Here is a 15085-nt window from a genome sequence, read left to right as displayed (position 1 = left end):
GCGAAAGCATGGGGCTTACTTTTGTAAACACTTAGAAAATTCCGGAGGGAATTTTAATTCTAAGCATCTAACCAACCAAAAAAATCAAAAACTCAAATCGACTTAATTTGCTCACAAATTATTCAAAACAAACCTTAGAGTTATATCAAGATATACGGAGGAAGATGCCTAGCGGTTTTCTATAATACCAATTTTAACATTTGAGGATCAGTTATTGAGCCAGGATTTAAAATCTTTAACTCTTTCCCGACTTACGATAAGCTGGAATTCGTCAAAGTGATCCAGCTTTATTTCAAGTCTTGAATTTGTATAGGAGACTATATCTTTTATTGCATCGATATTCAGAATGCACTTCCGGTTTATACGGTAAAATTTATCAGGATCCAATTCTTCTTCCAGCTGTTCTAAAGGAAGGTCTACAGGGTAATTTCTTCCGGAATGACAATGAATATAGGTGGTTTTATTTTCTGAAAAGAAACACGCTATATCTGAGATCTCAACAAGTTTTAGATGCTGTCCAATCTGAGCAGTGAACCTGGTTTTAAAAGACTTTCCAGGCTCTGTATTTGTGAGAAGTGAACGTAATTCCTGTACATCTATACTTCCATTCTTTTGCTGGGTATTTCTGAATTTATTTACTGCAGCCTCCAGTTCTTCATCATCTATAGGTTTGAGCAGGTAATCGATGCTATTCAACTTAAAAGCTTTCAGGGCATATTCATCGTAAGCGGTGGTGAAAATGATGGCACTTTCAGTTCTTACTTGCTCAAAAATCTCAAAAGATAAACCATCGCTTAATTGAATATCCAGGAAAATAAGATCTGGATGGGTATTGTTTTTAAACCATTCTACAGCCTCAGCCACAGAATGAAGCATGGTTTCGGTTTCAATTTGTAATTTTTCCAGCATTCGATACAATCGCCTTGCTGCCGGCTTTTCGTCTTCAATAATTATAACTTTCACGCTTAAATTCTAAAGTTGAAATTTCTATTTCCAGATCTGTTTTTTATCCTGCTCCATTAATTCCTTTATCTTTTTTTCTTCCCATTTCTTTCCGAAGATGAAATTTGGTCCAAATACACTGGCCCAATGGGCAAAAAGTCCAATCCCCCAGAAAAATGCCGTGCTGTAATTAGAAAGAGTTGAAAGACCATTCAGAAATCCTGTATCCTGAGTGATTACCACAAATATTGCTGTATTTATGAATATATAAACCACCAGATGTATATAAAATCCTTTAATATCCTTCACCCTTTTCTGGGCCGCTCTGTAACTAATGCTTTCCTTATAATTTGTTTTCATTATTTCCAGGATTTATTCTGTTGCTGATCTTTTTCCATTAATTCCCTGATCTTTTTCTCTTCCCATTCAGAACCATATCCAAATACAGAAAAACCATGTATAGTTAGTCCTATCCCCCATCCAAATAACGGAAACCAGAACCATTGAAAATTCCAATAAGTGAAATAATTGATGAAAATTAGGAATGGTATCACCACGCAATATGAAATAAGGTTTCCGTAGAATTCCTTGATTTCCTTTACCCTTTGTTTTGCTTTAAAATAAGCGTTTTCCTGATTGATCTCTTGAGTTTCCATAATTGAAATTTGTTGAGTTAAAACAGGGAGTTTCACCCTGAAAAATTCTTCTGTCTGGTCTATTAAAACTTTCCTATCTGTTACCTCGTGGTACCTGTTCACAATATTCTGAAGTCCAACTCCTTTTCTCTTGCTCAGAACCTCTTTTTTCTGGTAATTATTTTCTACGATGAGAAACCCCTCAGATTCGTAGATTCTTATGTTTAAAGGTCTGTCTTCGCCTACTATATTATGCTTGATAGTGTTTTCAAGTAGTAGTTGTAATGAAAGTGGTACCACCTTAGCCTCTTCATTAGAAATCGCCTCAGGGATCTCGAAAAAAATACTGTTCTCAAAACGCATTTTCAGCAATTTCATATAGGTGGTGGCAAACGCCAGTTCTTCCCTAACACTTACCAGCTCTTTATCCTTTTGTTCCAGAACATACCTGTAGATCTTAGAAAGTGAGGTGGTAAATTTCTGAGCCTTATCTGGATTCTCATCTATCAAGGAGGCAAGCACATTCAGGCTGTTAAATAGAAAATGAGGATCTAACTGGTTCTTTAAGGCGTCGAATTTTGCAGAAGCTGTACCCGCGATGATCTTTTGCTCCTTGATCTTCTTTTCCTGTAAGGCTTTATAAAAATAAACCAGGTGAAAAAATAAAGAAAGTATGGTAATAATGAGGAGTGGCCCAAAGTAGTAGTTGATGCTTTCGTTCGAAATAAATTCGCTAAAACTATTGCCATCAAACACTACCTGATGAACAGTCCTACAAATAAAGTAGAAAAAAAGGGTTAGAATTATAGATCCCCCCGCGGCAAGAAGTATGGTTCTCAGCTTTGCTCCGGCATAGCCTATCTTCATTCCAAAGATCTTAAAGTAATAAGTATTTACCGCAGTTAAAACAAAACAGTAAAAGTAAAAGATACCCCAGAATTCGAAATCCTTTAAATCGCTAAAGGTTCTTTCGCTACTAAAAATGGTTTGTAATAAAACCAGGAATAGGCAAATTCCGAAGCTAATTCTCAATATTTTGGATATATCTTTCATTACTTTAAATTCTATTACAAATTTGCAGTCAAATAGACTTTATTTAAAAAAGGAGTTTCCCAATTGTCAAAATTCTGTGCTGAATTGTATTCTTATCTCAATTTTGGCTTTTGGACCTGAAAATTAAATAATCTTTAACATTTAATTGAATAACTTGAGGTCAAATCCAAAAAATTAAATAATGACCATTTTTGAAGCTTTACGACAAGAGCATGAAATTCAGCGCGACCTAATAGATAAATTGATCAAGACTGAAGGTAAGACAGAGGAAAGAAAAAAAATTTTCGAGGATCTTAAACATGAATTGAAGATCCACGAAGATGCCGAAGAAAGACATTTCTATGTTCCATTGATGGAAAAGGATTTAACCCAGGAGAAAGCAAGACACAGTGTTGCGGAACATCACGAAATGGATGAACTAGTGGAACAGCTGGAAGATACCAAGATGGACGCGTCTAACTGGTTAAAGATCGCTAAGGAACTAGAACATCAGTTGATACATCACCTTGATGAGGAAGAACACGAGGTTTTTCAAATGGCAGGTAAGGCACTTACCGAAAAACAAAAAACCGATCTGGCATCAGATTATAATAAGGAGATTCGCAAAAGACGAAAAGACAGGTAAAAAAAAGCCCCGCAGCAAGCGGGGCTTTTTTCATTAAACTTTTTCCTTATCCATACTCATTTTCTCTTCGTGCCCTTTAAAAGGCCTTATAATTAACCTCGCAGCTTTATCGAAATTGATATAATTATAGATCCAGTTGAAAAATGTCACCGTTCTGTTACGGAAACCTACCAGGAACCAAAGGTGAACGAACATCCATACGAACCAGGCGAAAAATCCGGAGAACTTCCATTTATGAAGGTCTACTACGGCCCTGTTCCTACCCACTGTGGCCATGGTTCCTTTATCGAAATATTCGAAAGGTTCTAACTTCTCTCCTCTTATTAAATGCTTGATATTCTTTGCAAGATGTTTTCCCTGTTGAATTGCGGGTTGAGCAACCATAGGGTGACCCTTCGGAAATTCCTGGGTTTTCATGAGTGCAATATCCCCTATAGCAAATATGTTCTCATAACCATTTACCTGGTTAAAGGCATTCACTTCATACCTGTTGGCTTTTTCAATCAAAGCAGATGCATTGAGTCCTTTTACTGGTGAACCTGTTACTCCCGCCGACCAAATAAAGGTTTCTGTCTTTATAGCAAGATCGGTATTGGTTTCTACGAGGTGGCCGTCATAATTCTTAACCATTGTATTAAGGTGGATCTTAACCCCTAGTTCCTCTAGCATCTTATGAGCCTTTTCTGAAGCGTGTTCGCTCATGGGCGGTAAAACGCGATCCAACCCCTCAAGAAGGTGAATATTCATTTCATCAGGGTTCAGGTCTGGATAGTCTTTTGGAACAATGTGGTTTCTTAGTTCGGCAATAGCACCGCTTAATTCCACTCCTGTTGGTCCGGCACCGGCAAGAACAAAGTTCAGTAAAGCTTTTCTTTTTTCAGGATCCTCTGTAATAGTAGCCTGTTCGAGGTTTTCAAGAATAAGACTTCTTATATTCAAGGCCTGCGGAACCGTCTTCATCCACATTCCGTGTTTTTCGATACTTTCATTTCCGAAGAAATTGGTTTTGGAACCCGTAGCAATTACCAGATAATCATAAATTAAATCACCAATACTGGTATGTACGGTATTCTTTTCAGCTGAGATAGAATTCACTTCTGCCAACCTGAAAAAGCATTTATTACTGGAACGGGTGATTTTTCGTAAAGGATAAGCAATTGAGTCTGGCTCCAAACCAGAGGTAGAAACCTGATATAGTAATGGCTGGAAAGTGTGATAGTTATGTCTGTCCAGCATAACCATTTGCATTTCTTCTTTTAAGATCTTACGGGCAAGTGCCATACCGGCAAAACCACCACCAATTATCACTACTCTGGGTAAGTCGGTTCTTGGGATATTCATAATTTAGGCAGGTTTTACCCAAATTTAATATATCTAGGAGGATTAGAAGGTGGATTAACTTTAAATTAAAGTTTTTTGTAACATAGCCAATACTTTTACTACCTATCTGTTGCTAACCAATCATCGTGAATAAAGAATTAGAACATCAGTTTGTGACCAATCTGGAGAAGCACCAGAATATTGCGCATAAGATTTGCCGTATCTATACCAATGATCAGGATTCTCACAATGATCTTTTTCAGGAAATAACCATACAATTATGGAAAGCATATCCAAAATTTCGTGGTGATTCCAAATTTAGTACATGGATGTACCGGGTAGCATTAAACACTGCCATTACTCTATATCGTAAGAAAAAAAGAGGAATTAAGACCCAGGACTATGATACAGTTCATTTTAAGATCAAGGCAGAAGATTATGATGATGAAGCAGAAAGGCATCTCAAACTGATGTATGATGCAATTAAGCAACTAAACGATATTGATAAAGCCCTGGTTTTCCTTTACCTGGAAGATAAAAATTATGCTGAAATCTCTTATACCCTTGGGATCACCGAAGTAAATGCAAGAGTTAAAATGAACAGGGTAAAAACGAAATTGAAAAACATTATAAATCCTTGATATATTATGGATGATTTAGATCTGTTAAAAAAGGATTGGAAAAAGCAGGAAAAGAACCTGCCCCATCTTTCTTACAATGAAATTTATAAAATGATCTGGAAGAAATCTTCCTCGATCGTTAGGTGGATCTTTGTAATTAGTATTATTGAATTTCTCCTGGGAGCAGTTTTGAATATTGTTTTGAACACAGAAGAATCCTGGGCCCAAATGGAAAAGTACAATCTAACCGAATTTACCATCATCACTTACATTGTAAGTTACCTGATAACCTTTTACTTCATCTTTAGGTTCTATAAAAATTATAGAAGTATCTCCACAACAGATAGTGCTTCCCAGTTAATGAAGAATATTCTGAAAACAAGGAAAACCGTGAAATATTACATCGGTTTTGTTTTAATTTCAACGGGGATCGTATTTCTAATTACGGTTTTTCTAATGCTTAGAAATCATGCTTTAGACTCAGAATTACCTTCAGAAAATATGGCATTCGATGCAAAACAATGGTTTATATTTATTGGAGGAACACTTATTGCCCTGGTTCTATTGCTTGGAGTGATATGGCTTATTTACAGGCTTATATACGGAATCCTATTGAAAAGACTTTATAAAAATTATAAGGAGCTAAAAAAGCTGGAAATGGATTAATTCAGTTAAGGTAAAAGCAAACCTGAAGTTTATTTCAAGGCATTAAATAGCGTATGACCACCTGAGAAATTATTAGTTAATTTCTAATAATTACCAAAGCGACGTTTTTCATTAAGGTCTTCCATCGCCTGGATCTCTTCATTCGGAATAACTTTAAGGAAGGATGGATGTTGCTCTATGGCATACTCCAGTTTACTCACGATCTCTTCGATAGTTTCATTTTCATAATCGATATCCAGAGGTTCCTTTATCTGGAAGGATTGAAGAATACCACGTTTTTTGATCCTGAGGCCTTTTTTATCAAAAGACCTTCTAAACCCATCTATAACTATAGGAATTACGATTGGTTTATGATTTTTGATGATATGCGCCGTTCCTTTTCTTATTGGTTTAAATGGTTTGGTAGTTCCCTGCGGAAAGGTAATTACCCAACCATCATCAAGTGCTACTCCAATATTCTCAGTATCATTAGGGTTTACCTCTCGTTTGATCTCCTGACCTTTAGACCTCCACGTACGCTCTACCGTGATCGCACCGGCATAAGCCATGATCCTGGCAAGTAAACCGGCTCTCATGGTTTCTTTAGCGGCTACGTAATAAATGTTCATCTTAGGTTGCCAGATATACCCAACATTCTTTATGCTATCTACTCTTCCGCTTAAACTGGCATTAAAAACGTGGAACATTGCCGTAACATCGGCAAAATATGTTTGATGATTGGAAACAAAAAGTACATTTCTGTCCGGTAAGTTTTTGATGATCTCTGATCCTTCTATATGAAGTTCATTGAAACCTCTGTATCTTCTGTGAGTGAGTACTCCAAAAATGCGGATCAACCACTTTTTTAGAATCAAATAATGTCCGAATGGATTTTTTTTAAACAATCCCATTGCTGATCTTAATTTTTACCTGGCCTTTTATACAGCTTTGTTTTAACCGGCGGCAAATATAATAATTAGTTTCAGATTAAATTTTTAAAAGCAATTCTCTTATTTCACTCAACATCATCCCGGTAGCTCCCCAAACAATATGACCGTTCAGTTTATAGGCCGGGACCTCGATTTCATTGGCATAAGAAGTACTTAAGGTCTCAGTGACCACATTCTCATCATTTAAAAAGTCACTTAGCTTCACCTCCAGAATTTCTTCTACCTCAGATTCCTGTGGCACCATCTTAGGAGTAAATTGTAATAATCCAAGGTATGGCTGTACCAGGAAATTTGAAGGAGGAATATAGAGCTGGGTCAATTCTTTTAAAACTTCAACCTCTCCTTGCGAGATACCAACCTCTTCTTCGGTTTCCCGAAGTGCTGTATCCTTAAGATCTCTATCCCCGGCTTCTACTCTTCCGCCGGGAAATCCAACCTGGTTGGAATGAACACCTTTATAAGTTTTTCTCAAGATTAGCACTAGCCTTGTTTCTTCATTTTCATCAGGATAGAAAACGGCCATTACCCCGGCTTCCTCTGGATTCCGTTTAAACATATCTATCTCACTAAGCTCGTTAATTCTTATAAGTGGGGCTAGTTTCCTGTGTGCAGATTCTCCCGGAAGCTGCATTTTTTTTAACTTTGAAATCCTGTTTTTAAAAATTTCAAACTCCATGGTCAGACAGCTTTCTATAGCAGCAATTTTTTCAATTCTTCTTTTCGCAAGTTGTGAAGATAAGGAAAAGTCCTCAAAAAATGGTGGTTCTCCCTCTCCTGAAGAGTTAAAGGCTCAAAGAAAAGAGGATTCTATTCAGCGTGCGAGGGATAGTATTTTCGAATTGAGAAAAAAAGAACTGGCTGAAGATGACAAGCAGAATGAAATTGAAAAAAACCCGATGTTTCCTATAGCCCAGGAAGAGCTTATTCCCACTTTAATCGAGTATGGAAAAGAAAACCCAGAAACCAGGGTAAGGATTAAGACCAATTTCGGTAACATCGATGTGGAACTTTACAGGGACACTCCTTTACACAGGGCCAATTTTATCATGTTAGTTAAAAATGACTATTTCAACCAAACCTTTTTTCATAGGGTAGCTCCAGGATTCGTTATCCAGGGCGGAAACGCAGATAATCAGGAAACGGCGAGCATGCGAGGAGATGTTGGCAATTACCTAATTCCAAGTGAATTTGAAGCCGGACACAAGCATACCTATGGAGCGTTTTCCGCTGCGAAATACTCTGAGCAGAATGTGAGTAAGGCTTCCTCTCCCTTTGAATTCTTCATTGTTATGGATAAAGGTGGAACTCCACATTTGAATAATGATCATACTGTTTACGGAAGGGTTATCCGCGGCATGGATGTTGCCGAAAAGATCGCCCAGGTAAAAACAGGAAATTCAGAATGGCCCATTGATAATGTGGAAATGGATATCGAGATCCTGAAATAAATTATTGCTGGGTGTAGTAATTGTAATCATTTATCACCCTCTGGACAAATTCCATTGGCTTTTCTTCCACTTTAACATCCATCAACTCTGAAAGCTTTTTCGAAAGTGAAAGTATTAAATGGTGGTGAGCTTCTCTTCTTGCTTCCTGGTAGATATTTTTCACTTGCTGAATATCAGAATCGCTTAACACGGTTACCTGGGGATATCTGGGCTGGTAATTTTCCGGAAGGTCAGAAATTAAAGAATTGTTGATCCCTATTCTTTTTCTTTCAGAAATAATAGTAGTTTTTGCCGCAATATCACCTAATCTTTGTCCGTGACCGTTAAGTAAAATGGTGACCACTGCAACACCTCCACCGGTAAGCTTGACATCTATAAAACTAAGCAGCCAACGAATGAGATAATTTGAAAATCTTGGCCTTGATCCGTCAATTCTTACAACCCGTATTTGCAAAAGCGCTTTTCCAGGACTTCTTCCATTCCAAAAAGTTTCCCAAAGAAGATGATAAAGAAAGGTAGGTAATCCCAGAACCATGTAATACATAAAATCACTTCCCATATCCCCCTGAAGCCCTGCCATTGCCAGCGATGTAAAGACCAGGTAAATGATAATAATCGTAAGATCTATTAGAAAAGCGAGAATTCGCTCTCCAATACCCGCTACATTCTGTTCGATACTAATATTTTGAGCGGTTTCAATTTGAAAATTATCCATTAAATATGTTACTTTGGGTTTAATTCAAAAGACAATGCGCGAGGCTGCTTTCGTAAAGCAAAATAAAGATAAATGGGTTAAGTATGAAAGCCTCCTGCAAAATAGTAGCAGCCTGTCTCCAGAGAATCTTTCAGATATTTATATTGAATTAAGTGACGACCTTAGTTATTCCAAAACCTTTTATAAAGCAAGCAATACTACTGCCTTTTTAAACAGCCTTACCTCACAGGCTCACCAGGCTATTTATACCTCAAAGAAAGAATCTGGAAATCGCTTTACCACTTTCTTTACTAAAGAATTCCCTTTAGCCTTTTATAAACATCAAAAACAATTGCTTCTAAGTTTCCTGATCTTCGCGGGATTCTGTCTAATTGGAGCATATAGTTCAGCTACCGATGCCGCCTTTGTAAGATCTATCCTGGGAGATGGATATGTGAATGCAACTCTCGAGAATATTGCTAATAACGACCCAATGGCAGTATATAAGAAAATGAACGAAATAGATATGTTTCTGGGTATTACTATTAATAATATAAGGGTATCCCTTCTGGCATTCTCATTTGGCGTCCTGGCCGGGGTTGGCACTGTCTTTTTACTCATGCAAAATGGCATAATGCTGGGAAGTTTTCAATACTTCTTTTATGAAAAAGGATTATTATGGGAATCGGCCAGAACAATCTGGATTCATGGTACTATAGAAATTTCAGTAATTATTGTAGCCGGCTGCGCAGGGTTGGTGGTTGGCAAAAGCATTCTTTTTCCCGGCACCTATTCTAGATTGAAATCTTTCACGATGGGAGTAAAAGACGGGTTAAAAATTGTGATTAGCACCATACCGTTTTTTGTACTTGCCGGATTTCTTGAGGGTTTTGTAACCAGGCGAACCGATATGCCAGATCTAATGGCCATAGTCATCATTAGCTTATCCTTAGCACTAATCCTATTCTATTACGTTTACCACCCAATATATCTAACAAATAAAACCAAAAATGAACCAGGATCCGATCCAATTTAAAAAGCAGCGAGAGCTGGGAGAAATTTTAAGTATAACCTTTAAGTTTCTAAGGCAGAATTACAAACCTGCAGGAAAGATATTTATAAGGATCGTTGGTCCTGTTTTTCTGCTTTTAATTGCTGCCCTCTCCTATTATTCCTGGACTGCCGTTGGCTCGTCTTTTTTTGGATCGATTGGTACGGATAGCTCAGAATTCATTCTTCCTTTCGGGTTGATGATGCTTGCCTATCTGCTATATGTATCTACCATGACCGGCACTGTTTATCATATCATTCTATCCTATATCAACAACCAGGGTACCATAGTGGCTTCCGAAGTTTCCTCAGGAATGAAGGCAGACTTTGGAAAACTCCTAATACTCACTTTTATCTCATGGGTATTGATCTTCGCCGGAACCATCGCTTTTATAATCCCGGGAATTTACCTGGCAGTTCCGCTAAGTCTAACTACTGCTGTACTTGTTTTCAGGAGAGAAGGCATAAAAGAAAGTTTCACTTCAGCATTCCGCCTGGTTAAAGATAATTGGTGGATGACCTTCGCAACGATTCTTTGCATAGGAATTATCGTCTACCTGATAGGCTTGGTTTTCCAGTTGCCAATGATCTTTTATTTTATGATCCGTGCTTTTACAGTAGCCAGTGAAAGTTCTGCTACAACCCCAGAGGATCTGTTTGGAACAGGATATATTATTGCTACAATTGTAACTTCAACCATACAATATATTATTTATGCGATTACTCCAATAGGTGTTGCTTTCGTTTATTTCAATTTAAATGAAAAGCAAAACTTCACCGGAACTTATGAAACCATCCAGAACCTGGGAAACAACAATTAATCTTGAAAAAATTCATTCTTATCCTTTTAACCTGTTTCTTTTTCGGAAATGTTTTTCCGCAGGAAAAAGATTCAATTATTGAAAAGAAGGAGATAAGTTATGATCAATCTTCCGGTCTTAGCCCAATTGAATTTGACCAGGAAAAAATTGAAGCTTACAAGACACAGAAGGAATTTGATTATCTGCAGAATACGGAAAATGAGAGTTGGTGGACCAGGTTCAAAAAATGGCTGAATGCGAAATACCAGCAATTCATGAACTGGCTTTTCGGCGATTATGAGCCAAATAGTGTACTGGCTTTGATAATCAGTATAGTTCCCTTCATATTATTGCTTGTTCTTTTAGGGCTGGTTGCCTGGCTTTTTTCACGGTTAAATCCAGGTGGAAGAATGCTTCAACAACCAAAAACCAGCGACGTTTTTCTTACTGAGGAAGAAGAACTGGTTAAAAAAGAAGATCTTCCTAAACTGATCAAAAAAGCAGTCAATAACGGTGAATTCCGGCTAGCTGTAAGATATTATTATTTGGATGAGCTTCGCAAACTTGATGAATTGCGCCTAATAGATTACAAGTTTCAAAAGACAAACAAAGATTATTCAGAGGAGATCGAAGATTATGTGATAGGAAAACATTTTTACGAGATCTCTAAATTATACGAATTCATTTGGTATGGCAGTTTCCAGGTTTCTGAAGCTGATTACAGAAAAATCGAGAAGAATTTCCAGAGTATGGACAACTCCCTAAATTCTTTTGGTCATGAATAACACCTATAAGTTAGCTCTTGGATTATTCCTCCTACTCATAATTTCACTTGTCTGGCTGGAAAGCAATGAACCCGATCCCGTTAACTGGGCACCCAGTTATACGAATTTTGATAAGATTCCCCTGGGAACTTTTGTTTTCTATGAAAGCTGGAAAGATCGGAAAATGGACCAGATCGAAGAAATTCGAATTCCTCCATATGAATACTTGAATTCTTCTCCGAAATCTGGCACCTACTTTTTCCTTAACAACTATGTGAATTTTGATGACAATGAGTTAGACCAGATTTTGAACTGGGTTTCAGAAGGTAATAATCTGTTCGTTTCTGCCTACGATTTTGGCAATAACCTGGCGGATACTTTGGGCATTGAATTAGCGAGCTATATAGAAGGTGAAGATTTCAAGTCAAGACCCAGGCTAAACCTGGTGAATTCTGAAATTAAACTGGAAGAAGAACTGGAATTTGATCATGATCTGCCTGCCGTTTTCTTTAAAAAAATAGACACGACTGAAAATATAGTGCTGGGAACGGCATCCTTTGGAGAAACAAAAAGGGATGAAAAAATAAATTTTTTAAAGACTGCTTTTGGCGAGGGACAAATCTTTTTACATTCCACTCCCCAGGCCTTCAGTAATTATTTTTTATTAAAGAACGAGAACCACAGATACAATGAGGCCTTACTGGCCTATCTGGATGAAGGTCCGGTGCTTTGGGATTCATATTATAAATCGGGAAAAAGTTTTTTCAGCTCTCCCTTATATATTCTTTTAAATAACCGGCCATTAAAATGGGCCTATTATTTTGTCCTGATATCGGGAATTCTCTTCATTCTCTTCGAAGGGAAAAGGAGACAGAGAACCATACCGGTAGTAGAGCCTACTGAAAACAAGTCTTACGAATTCACCAGGACAATTTCTCAATTGTACGTAGAAAAAGGAAAGTTCTATGAACTGGGAATCAAAAAAATCTCCATTTTCATGGAACAAATAAGAAGTAAATATAGGTTAGATACTTCTCAGATAAACGATCAGTTCTATAAGGACCTATCAGAAAAATCTGAAAATAATATCGATGAAACGAAAAAGCTCTTTGAAAGAATCTTTAATTTTCAGGAAAGACCTTATAGTGACAAGAAAAGCTTTTTTGAGCTAGCCAAACATATAAATACATTTAAGAGAAAGCATGGATAACGAACAATTAAACCCGGAGGAAAAGGATCTCAAATTCGAAAACAGGATTCCGTTAGAAGGACTTAAAGCATCTGTAGAAAGTTTGAAAGGGCAGCTTTCCAGGGTGATCGTTGGACAGGAGAACTTCATAGAACTGCTAATTGTGGGTCTTTTGTCTAATGGGCACGTTCTAATTGAAGGAGTGCCCGGAGTTGCCAAAACCATTACTGCTAAATTATTTGCAAAATGTCTTAAAACTGATTTCAGCAGAATCCAGTTCACGCCAGACCTTATGCCAAGTGATGTTCTGGGAACTTCGGTTTTCAATATGAAAACCTCTGAATTCGAATTTAAAAAAGGGCCTGTTTTTTCAAATATCATCTTAATTGATGAGATAAACCGCGCACCGGCTAAAACCCAGGCAGCACTTTTTGAAGTCATGGAGGAACGGCAGATCACCATAGACGGGAAAAGGTTTAAAATGGAAGCTCCATTTATGGTTCTGGCAACACAAAATCCGATAGAACAAGAAGGAACCTATGCTCTACCCGAAGCACAACTAGACAGGTTTCTGTTCAAAATTAATGTAGATTATCCAGATTTTAAGGATGAAGTTGAAATACTGAAAACCCATCACGAGAGAAAAGGAAGATTACCAGAGACAGAAATTGAAGCTGTTTTAACTCCGGAAAAAATAGCTGAGCTGCGGGACCAGATCCACGAGATCCTAATTGAGGAAAAACTTCTAAATTATATCGCTGAGATAGTAAATAAAACGAGGAATCATCCGCATTTATATCTAGGTGCGAGTCCGCGTGCATCTATTGCGATTATGAATGCCGCAAAATCTTTCGCTGCGATAAATGGTCGTGATTTTGTAATTCCAGAGGATATCAAGAATTCGCTGAAACCTATTCTAAGTCATCGCTTAATCTTATCTCCAGACCGGGAAATGGAAGGAATGACGGCTGGTTCAGTCATAGATATGATCGCTCAATCTATAGAAATCCCCAGGTAGTGATAAGTTTCATTAAATCATTATATCTCGGCAGAAGGTTATTTTATATCCTTTTTGGTATTTCCATACTATTTCTTCTGTCCTACTGGATCGAATTTTTATACAGTCCCACCTGGATAACTGCCAGTTTCATCCTCGTCCTGTTATTTTTTGATATGATAGCCTTATATAGGAATAATGGCATTGAAGCTGACAGGATGTTACCTGAAAAGTTTTCGAACTCAGATGAAAATAATGTTGAGATTAATATTAGCAACAAATATGGTTTCAGGGTTTATACAGAAGTCATAGACGAGATACCTGTTCAATTTCAAAAACGAGATTTCCTTAAAAAGATCGTGCTACAGGCACATGATCAAATAGTTTTCGATTATAAACTAAAACCATTGCACAGGGGAGAATATGTCTTCGGCAACCTCAATTTATATGCCTCTACTTTCTTGAAACTGGCCAAAAGAAGATACGTTTTCAATAAAGATCAAATGGTTAAAGTTTATCCATCTTTCATTCAAATGAAGAAACTGGATTTTCTTGCACTAGATCAAAAGATTAGCCTGCATGGAATTAAGCGAATTCGAAGAATTGGTCATACCATGGAATTTGAACAGATCAAGGAATATGTTCGTGGTGATGATGTGCGTACCATTAACTGGAAAGCTACTGCGAAACATGGCAATTTAATGGTAAACCAGTTTCAGGATGAACGGTCTCAACCGGTGTATTCCTTGATAGACTGCGGACGAATGATGAAAATGCCCTTTGAAGGTTTAAGTCTTCTTGATTATGCTATTAACAGTACACTAGCCTTTTCGAACATAGCCTTGAAGAAGAAAGATAAAGTTGGGATGATGTCCTTCTCTAATAAGGTTGATAACCTTCAGAAGGCAAGTTCAAAATTGAATCAGTTAAGCAGGATACTTGAAGCATTATATAATGTTGATACTGGTTTCTATGACAGTGACTTTAGTTTGTTGTATTCAAGGGTAAGGAAACACATAAGTCATCGAAGCCTCCTTATGCTTTATACCAATTTTGAACATATGTCTGGCTTAAAACGTCAACTTCCTTTTCTTACGGCACTTTCGAAACAACACTTGTTAGTTGTGATCTTTTTTGAAAATACAGAAATGACCAGGCTCACCAAGATAGACCCAGAAAATGTGAGTGAAAGTGCTCATCAAACGATTGCTGAGCAATTTTCAAACAATAAGCTTCTCATGGCCAAAGAACTTCATAGACATGGGATCCAAACCTTGCTAACTCCACCGGAAGACTTAAGCATCAACGCTATAAATAAATACCTGGAGATAAAATCCAGAGGATTACTCTAAT

At 37.4% G+C, this 15085-nt stretch carries 17 protein-coding genes; 10 read left to right on the top strand and 7 right to left on the bottom strand.

Annotation, left to right across the window (positions count from 1 at the left end):
• Positions 1-207 precede the first annotated feature (207 nt).
• From ML462_RS06610 to ML462_RS06600, 3 genes are read right to left on the bottom strand one after another with little or no spacing between them, the layout of a single operon-like run.
• Positions 208-963, bottom strand: coding sequence for a LytR/AlgR family response regulator transcription factor (locus ML462_RS06610; RefSeq protein ID WP_240713003.1), 756 nt, complete (start codon positions 961-963; stop codon positions 208-210).
• A 24-nt stretch (positions 964-987) separates the two neighbouring features.
• The gene (locus ML462_RS06605; protein WP_240713001.1) at positions 988-1302 is read right to left on the bottom strand and encodes a 2TM domain-containing protein; all 315 of its coding nucleotides are present in this window, start codon (positions 1300-1302) and stop codon (positions 988-990) included.
• Positions 1302-2630: a 2TM domain-containing protein gene (locus tag ML462_RS06600; protein WP_240713000.1), complete on the bottom strand. Its 1329-nt coding sequence runs from the start codon at positions 2628-2630 to the stop codon at positions 1302-1304. The genes ML462_RS06605 and ML462_RS06600 overlap by 1 nt, the downstream gene beginning before the upstream one ends.
• A gap of 181 nt (positions 2631-2811) precedes the next feature.
• On the opposite strand from ML462_RS06600, the gene ML462_RS06595 reads away from it, so the two are divergent.
• A complete protein-coding gene (locus ML462_RS06595; RefSeq protein ID WP_240712999.1) occupies positions 2812-3255 on the top strand; it encodes a hemerythrin domain-containing protein in 444 nt (147 codons plus the stop codon).
• 33 nt (positions 3256-3288) lie between these two features.
• On the opposite strand, the gene ML462_RS06590 is transcribed toward ML462_RS06595, so the two are convergent.
• Positions 3289-4596 (bottom strand): NAD(P)/FAD-dependent oxidoreductase, encoded by a 1308-nt coding sequence (locus tag ML462_RS06590; RefSeq protein WP_240712998.1) that lies wholly within the window; start codon positions 4594-4596, stop codon positions 3289-3291.
• Between the two features lie 125 nt (positions 4597-4721).
• Between ML462_RS06590 and ML462_RS06585 the strand changes: the two genes are divergently transcribed.
• Together ML462_RS06585 and ML462_RS06580 are read left to right on the top strand one after the other, a co-directional pair.
• Entirely contained in the window at positions 4722-5216 is a 495-nt protein-coding gene (locus ML462_RS06585) for an RNA polymerase sigma factor (protein WP_240712997.1), read from the top strand.
• A gap of 6 nt (positions 5217-5222) precedes the next feature.
• Positions 5223-5861 carry a hypothetical protein gene (locus tag ML462_RS06580; protein WP_240712996.1) on the top strand — a complete coding sequence of 213 codons (639 nt, stop codon included), beginning with the start codon at positions 5223-5225 and terminating at the stop codon, positions 5859-5861.
• Between the two features lie 83 nt (positions 5862-5944).
• Here ML462_RS06580 and ML462_RS06575 read toward each other — a convergent pair whose 3' ends face one another.
• Both ML462_RS06575 and ML462_RS06570 read right to left on the bottom strand, forming a co-directional pair.
• Positions 5945-6751: a lysophospholipid acyltransferase family protein gene (locus ML462_RS06575; protein WP_240712994.1), complete on the bottom strand. Its 807-nt coding sequence runs from the start codon at positions 6749-6751 to the stop codon at positions 5945-5947.
• A gap of 76 nt (positions 6752-6827) precedes the next feature.
• Positions 6828-7466 (bottom strand): NUDIX hydrolase, encoded by a 639-nt coding sequence (locus tag ML462_RS06570; RefSeq protein WP_240712992.1) that lies wholly within the window; start codon positions 7464-7466, stop codon positions 6828-6830.
• Between ML462_RS06570 and ML462_RS06565 the strand changes: the two genes are divergently transcribed.
• Positions 7465-8238, top strand: a complete 774-nt coding sequence (locus tag ML462_RS06565; protein WP_240712991.1) for a peptidylprolyl isomerase — start codon at positions 7465-7467, stop codon at positions 8236-8238. The genes ML462_RS06570 and ML462_RS06565 overlap by 2 nt on opposite strands.
• 1 nt (position 8239) lies before the next feature.
• On the opposite strand, the gene ML462_RS06560 is transcribed toward ML462_RS06565, so the two are convergent.
• Positions 8240-8953: an RDD family protein gene (locus ML462_RS06560; RefSeq protein ID WP_240712989.1), complete on the bottom strand. Its 714-nt coding sequence runs from the start codon at positions 8951-8953 to the stop codon at positions 8240-8242.
• Positions 8954-8987: 34 nt separating this feature from the next.
• Between ML462_RS06560 and ML462_RS06555 the strand changes: the two genes are divergently transcribed.
• From ML462_RS06555 to ML462_RS06530, 6 genes are read left to right on the top strand one after another with little or no spacing between them, the layout of a single operon-like run.
• Positions 8988-9968, top strand: a complete 981-nt coding sequence (locus ML462_RS06555; protein ID WP_240712987.1) for a stage II sporulation protein M — start codon at positions 8988-8990, stop codon at positions 9966-9968.
• Entirely contained in the window at positions 9943-10803 is an 861-nt protein-coding gene (locus ML462_RS06550; RefSeq protein WP_240712986.1) for a YciC family protein, read from the top strand. The genes ML462_RS06555 and ML462_RS06550 overlap by 26 nt, the downstream gene beginning before the upstream one ends.
• Before the next feature lie 2 nt (positions 10804-10805).
• Positions 10806-11567, top strand: coding sequence for a DUF4129 domain-containing protein (locus ML462_RS06545; RefSeq protein WP_240712985.1), 762 nt, complete (start codon positions 10806-10808; stop codon positions 11565-11567).
• Positions 11560-12756, top strand: a complete 1197-nt coding sequence (locus ML462_RS06540) for a DUF4350 domain-containing protein (protein WP_240712984.1) — start codon at positions 11560-11562, stop codon at positions 12754-12756. Before ML462_RS06545 ends, ML462_RS06540 begins: the two co-directional genes overlap by 8 nt.
• Positions 12749-13753, top strand: a complete 1005-nt coding sequence (locus ML462_RS06535) for an AAA family ATPase (RefSeq protein ID WP_240712983.1) — start codon at positions 12749-12751, stop codon at positions 13751-13753. Before ML462_RS06540 ends, ML462_RS06535 begins: the two co-directional genes overlap by 8 nt.
• Positions 13753-15084 carry a DUF58 domain-containing protein gene (locus ML462_RS06530; RefSeq protein WP_240712981.1) on the top strand — a complete coding sequence of 444 codons (1332 nt, stop codon included), beginning with the start codon at positions 13753-13755 and terminating at the stop codon, positions 15082-15084. Before ML462_RS06535 ends, ML462_RS06530 begins: the two co-directional genes overlap by 1 nt.
• The last annotated feature ends 1 nt before the right edge of the window (position 15085 follow it).

Source organism: Christiangramia lutea (genome assembly GCF_022489035.1).
Taxonomy (GTDB): Bacteria; Bacteroidota; Bacteroidia; order Flavobacteriales; family Flavobacteriaceae; genus Christiangramia; species Christiangramia lutea.
This window is presented reverse-complemented; position numbering and strand designations above follow the sequence as displayed.

Excerpts from the sequence above, each read along its gene's own strand:
- ML462_RS06540 (WP_240712984.1), top strand. The coding sequence starts at position 11,560 with ATGAATAACACCTATAAGTTAGCTCTTGGATTATTCCTCCTACTCATA.
- ML462_RS06575 (WP_240712994.1), bottom strand. The coding sequence starts at position 6,751 with ATGGGATTGTTTAAAAAAAATCCATTCGGACATTATTTGATTCTAAAA.
- ML462_RS06605 (WP_240713001.1), bottom strand. The coding sequence starts at position 1,302 with ATGAAAACAAATTATAAGGAAAGCATTAGTTACAGAGCGGCCCAGAAA.
- ML462_RS06565 (WP_240712991.1), top strand. The coding sequence starts at position 7,465 with ATGGTCAGACAGCTTTCTATAGCAGCAATTTTTTCAATTCTTCTTTTC.
- ML462_RS06590 (WP_240712998.1), bottom strand. The coding sequence starts at position 4,596 with ATGAATATCCCAAGAACCGACTTACCCAGAGTAGTGATAATTGGTGGT.
- ML462_RS06570 (WP_240712992.1), bottom strand. The coding sequence starts at position 7,466 with ATGGAGTTTGAAATTTTTAAAAACAGGATTTCAAAGTTAAAAAAAATG.
- ML462_RS06535 (WP_240712983.1), top strand. The coding sequence starts at position 12,749 with ATGGATAACGAACAATTAAACCCGGAGGAAAAGGATCTCAAATTCGAA.
- ML462_RS06600 (WP_240713000.1), bottom strand. The coding sequence starts at position 2,630 with ATGAAAGATATATCCAAAATATTGAGAATTAGCTTCGGAATTTGCCTA.
- ML462_RS06550 (WP_240712986.1), top strand. The coding sequence starts at position 9,943 with ATGAACCAGGATCCGATCCAATTTAAAAAGCAGCGAGAGCTGGGAGAA.
- ML462_RS06595 (WP_240712999.1), top strand. The coding sequence starts at position 2,812 with ATGACCATTTTTGAAGCTTTACGACAAGAGCATGAAATTCAGCGCGAC.
- ML462_RS06560 (WP_240712989.1), bottom strand. The coding sequence starts at position 8,953 with ATGGATAATTTTCAAATTGAAACCGCTCAAAATATTAGTATCGAACAG.
- ML462_RS06555 (WP_240712987.1), top strand. The coding sequence starts at position 8,988 with ATGCGCGAGGCTGCTTTCGTAAAGCAAAATAAAGATAAATGGGTTAAG.
- ML462_RS06580 (WP_240712996.1), top strand. The coding sequence starts at position 5,223 with ATGGATGATTTAGATCTGTTAAAAAAGGATTGGAAAAAGCAGGAAAAG.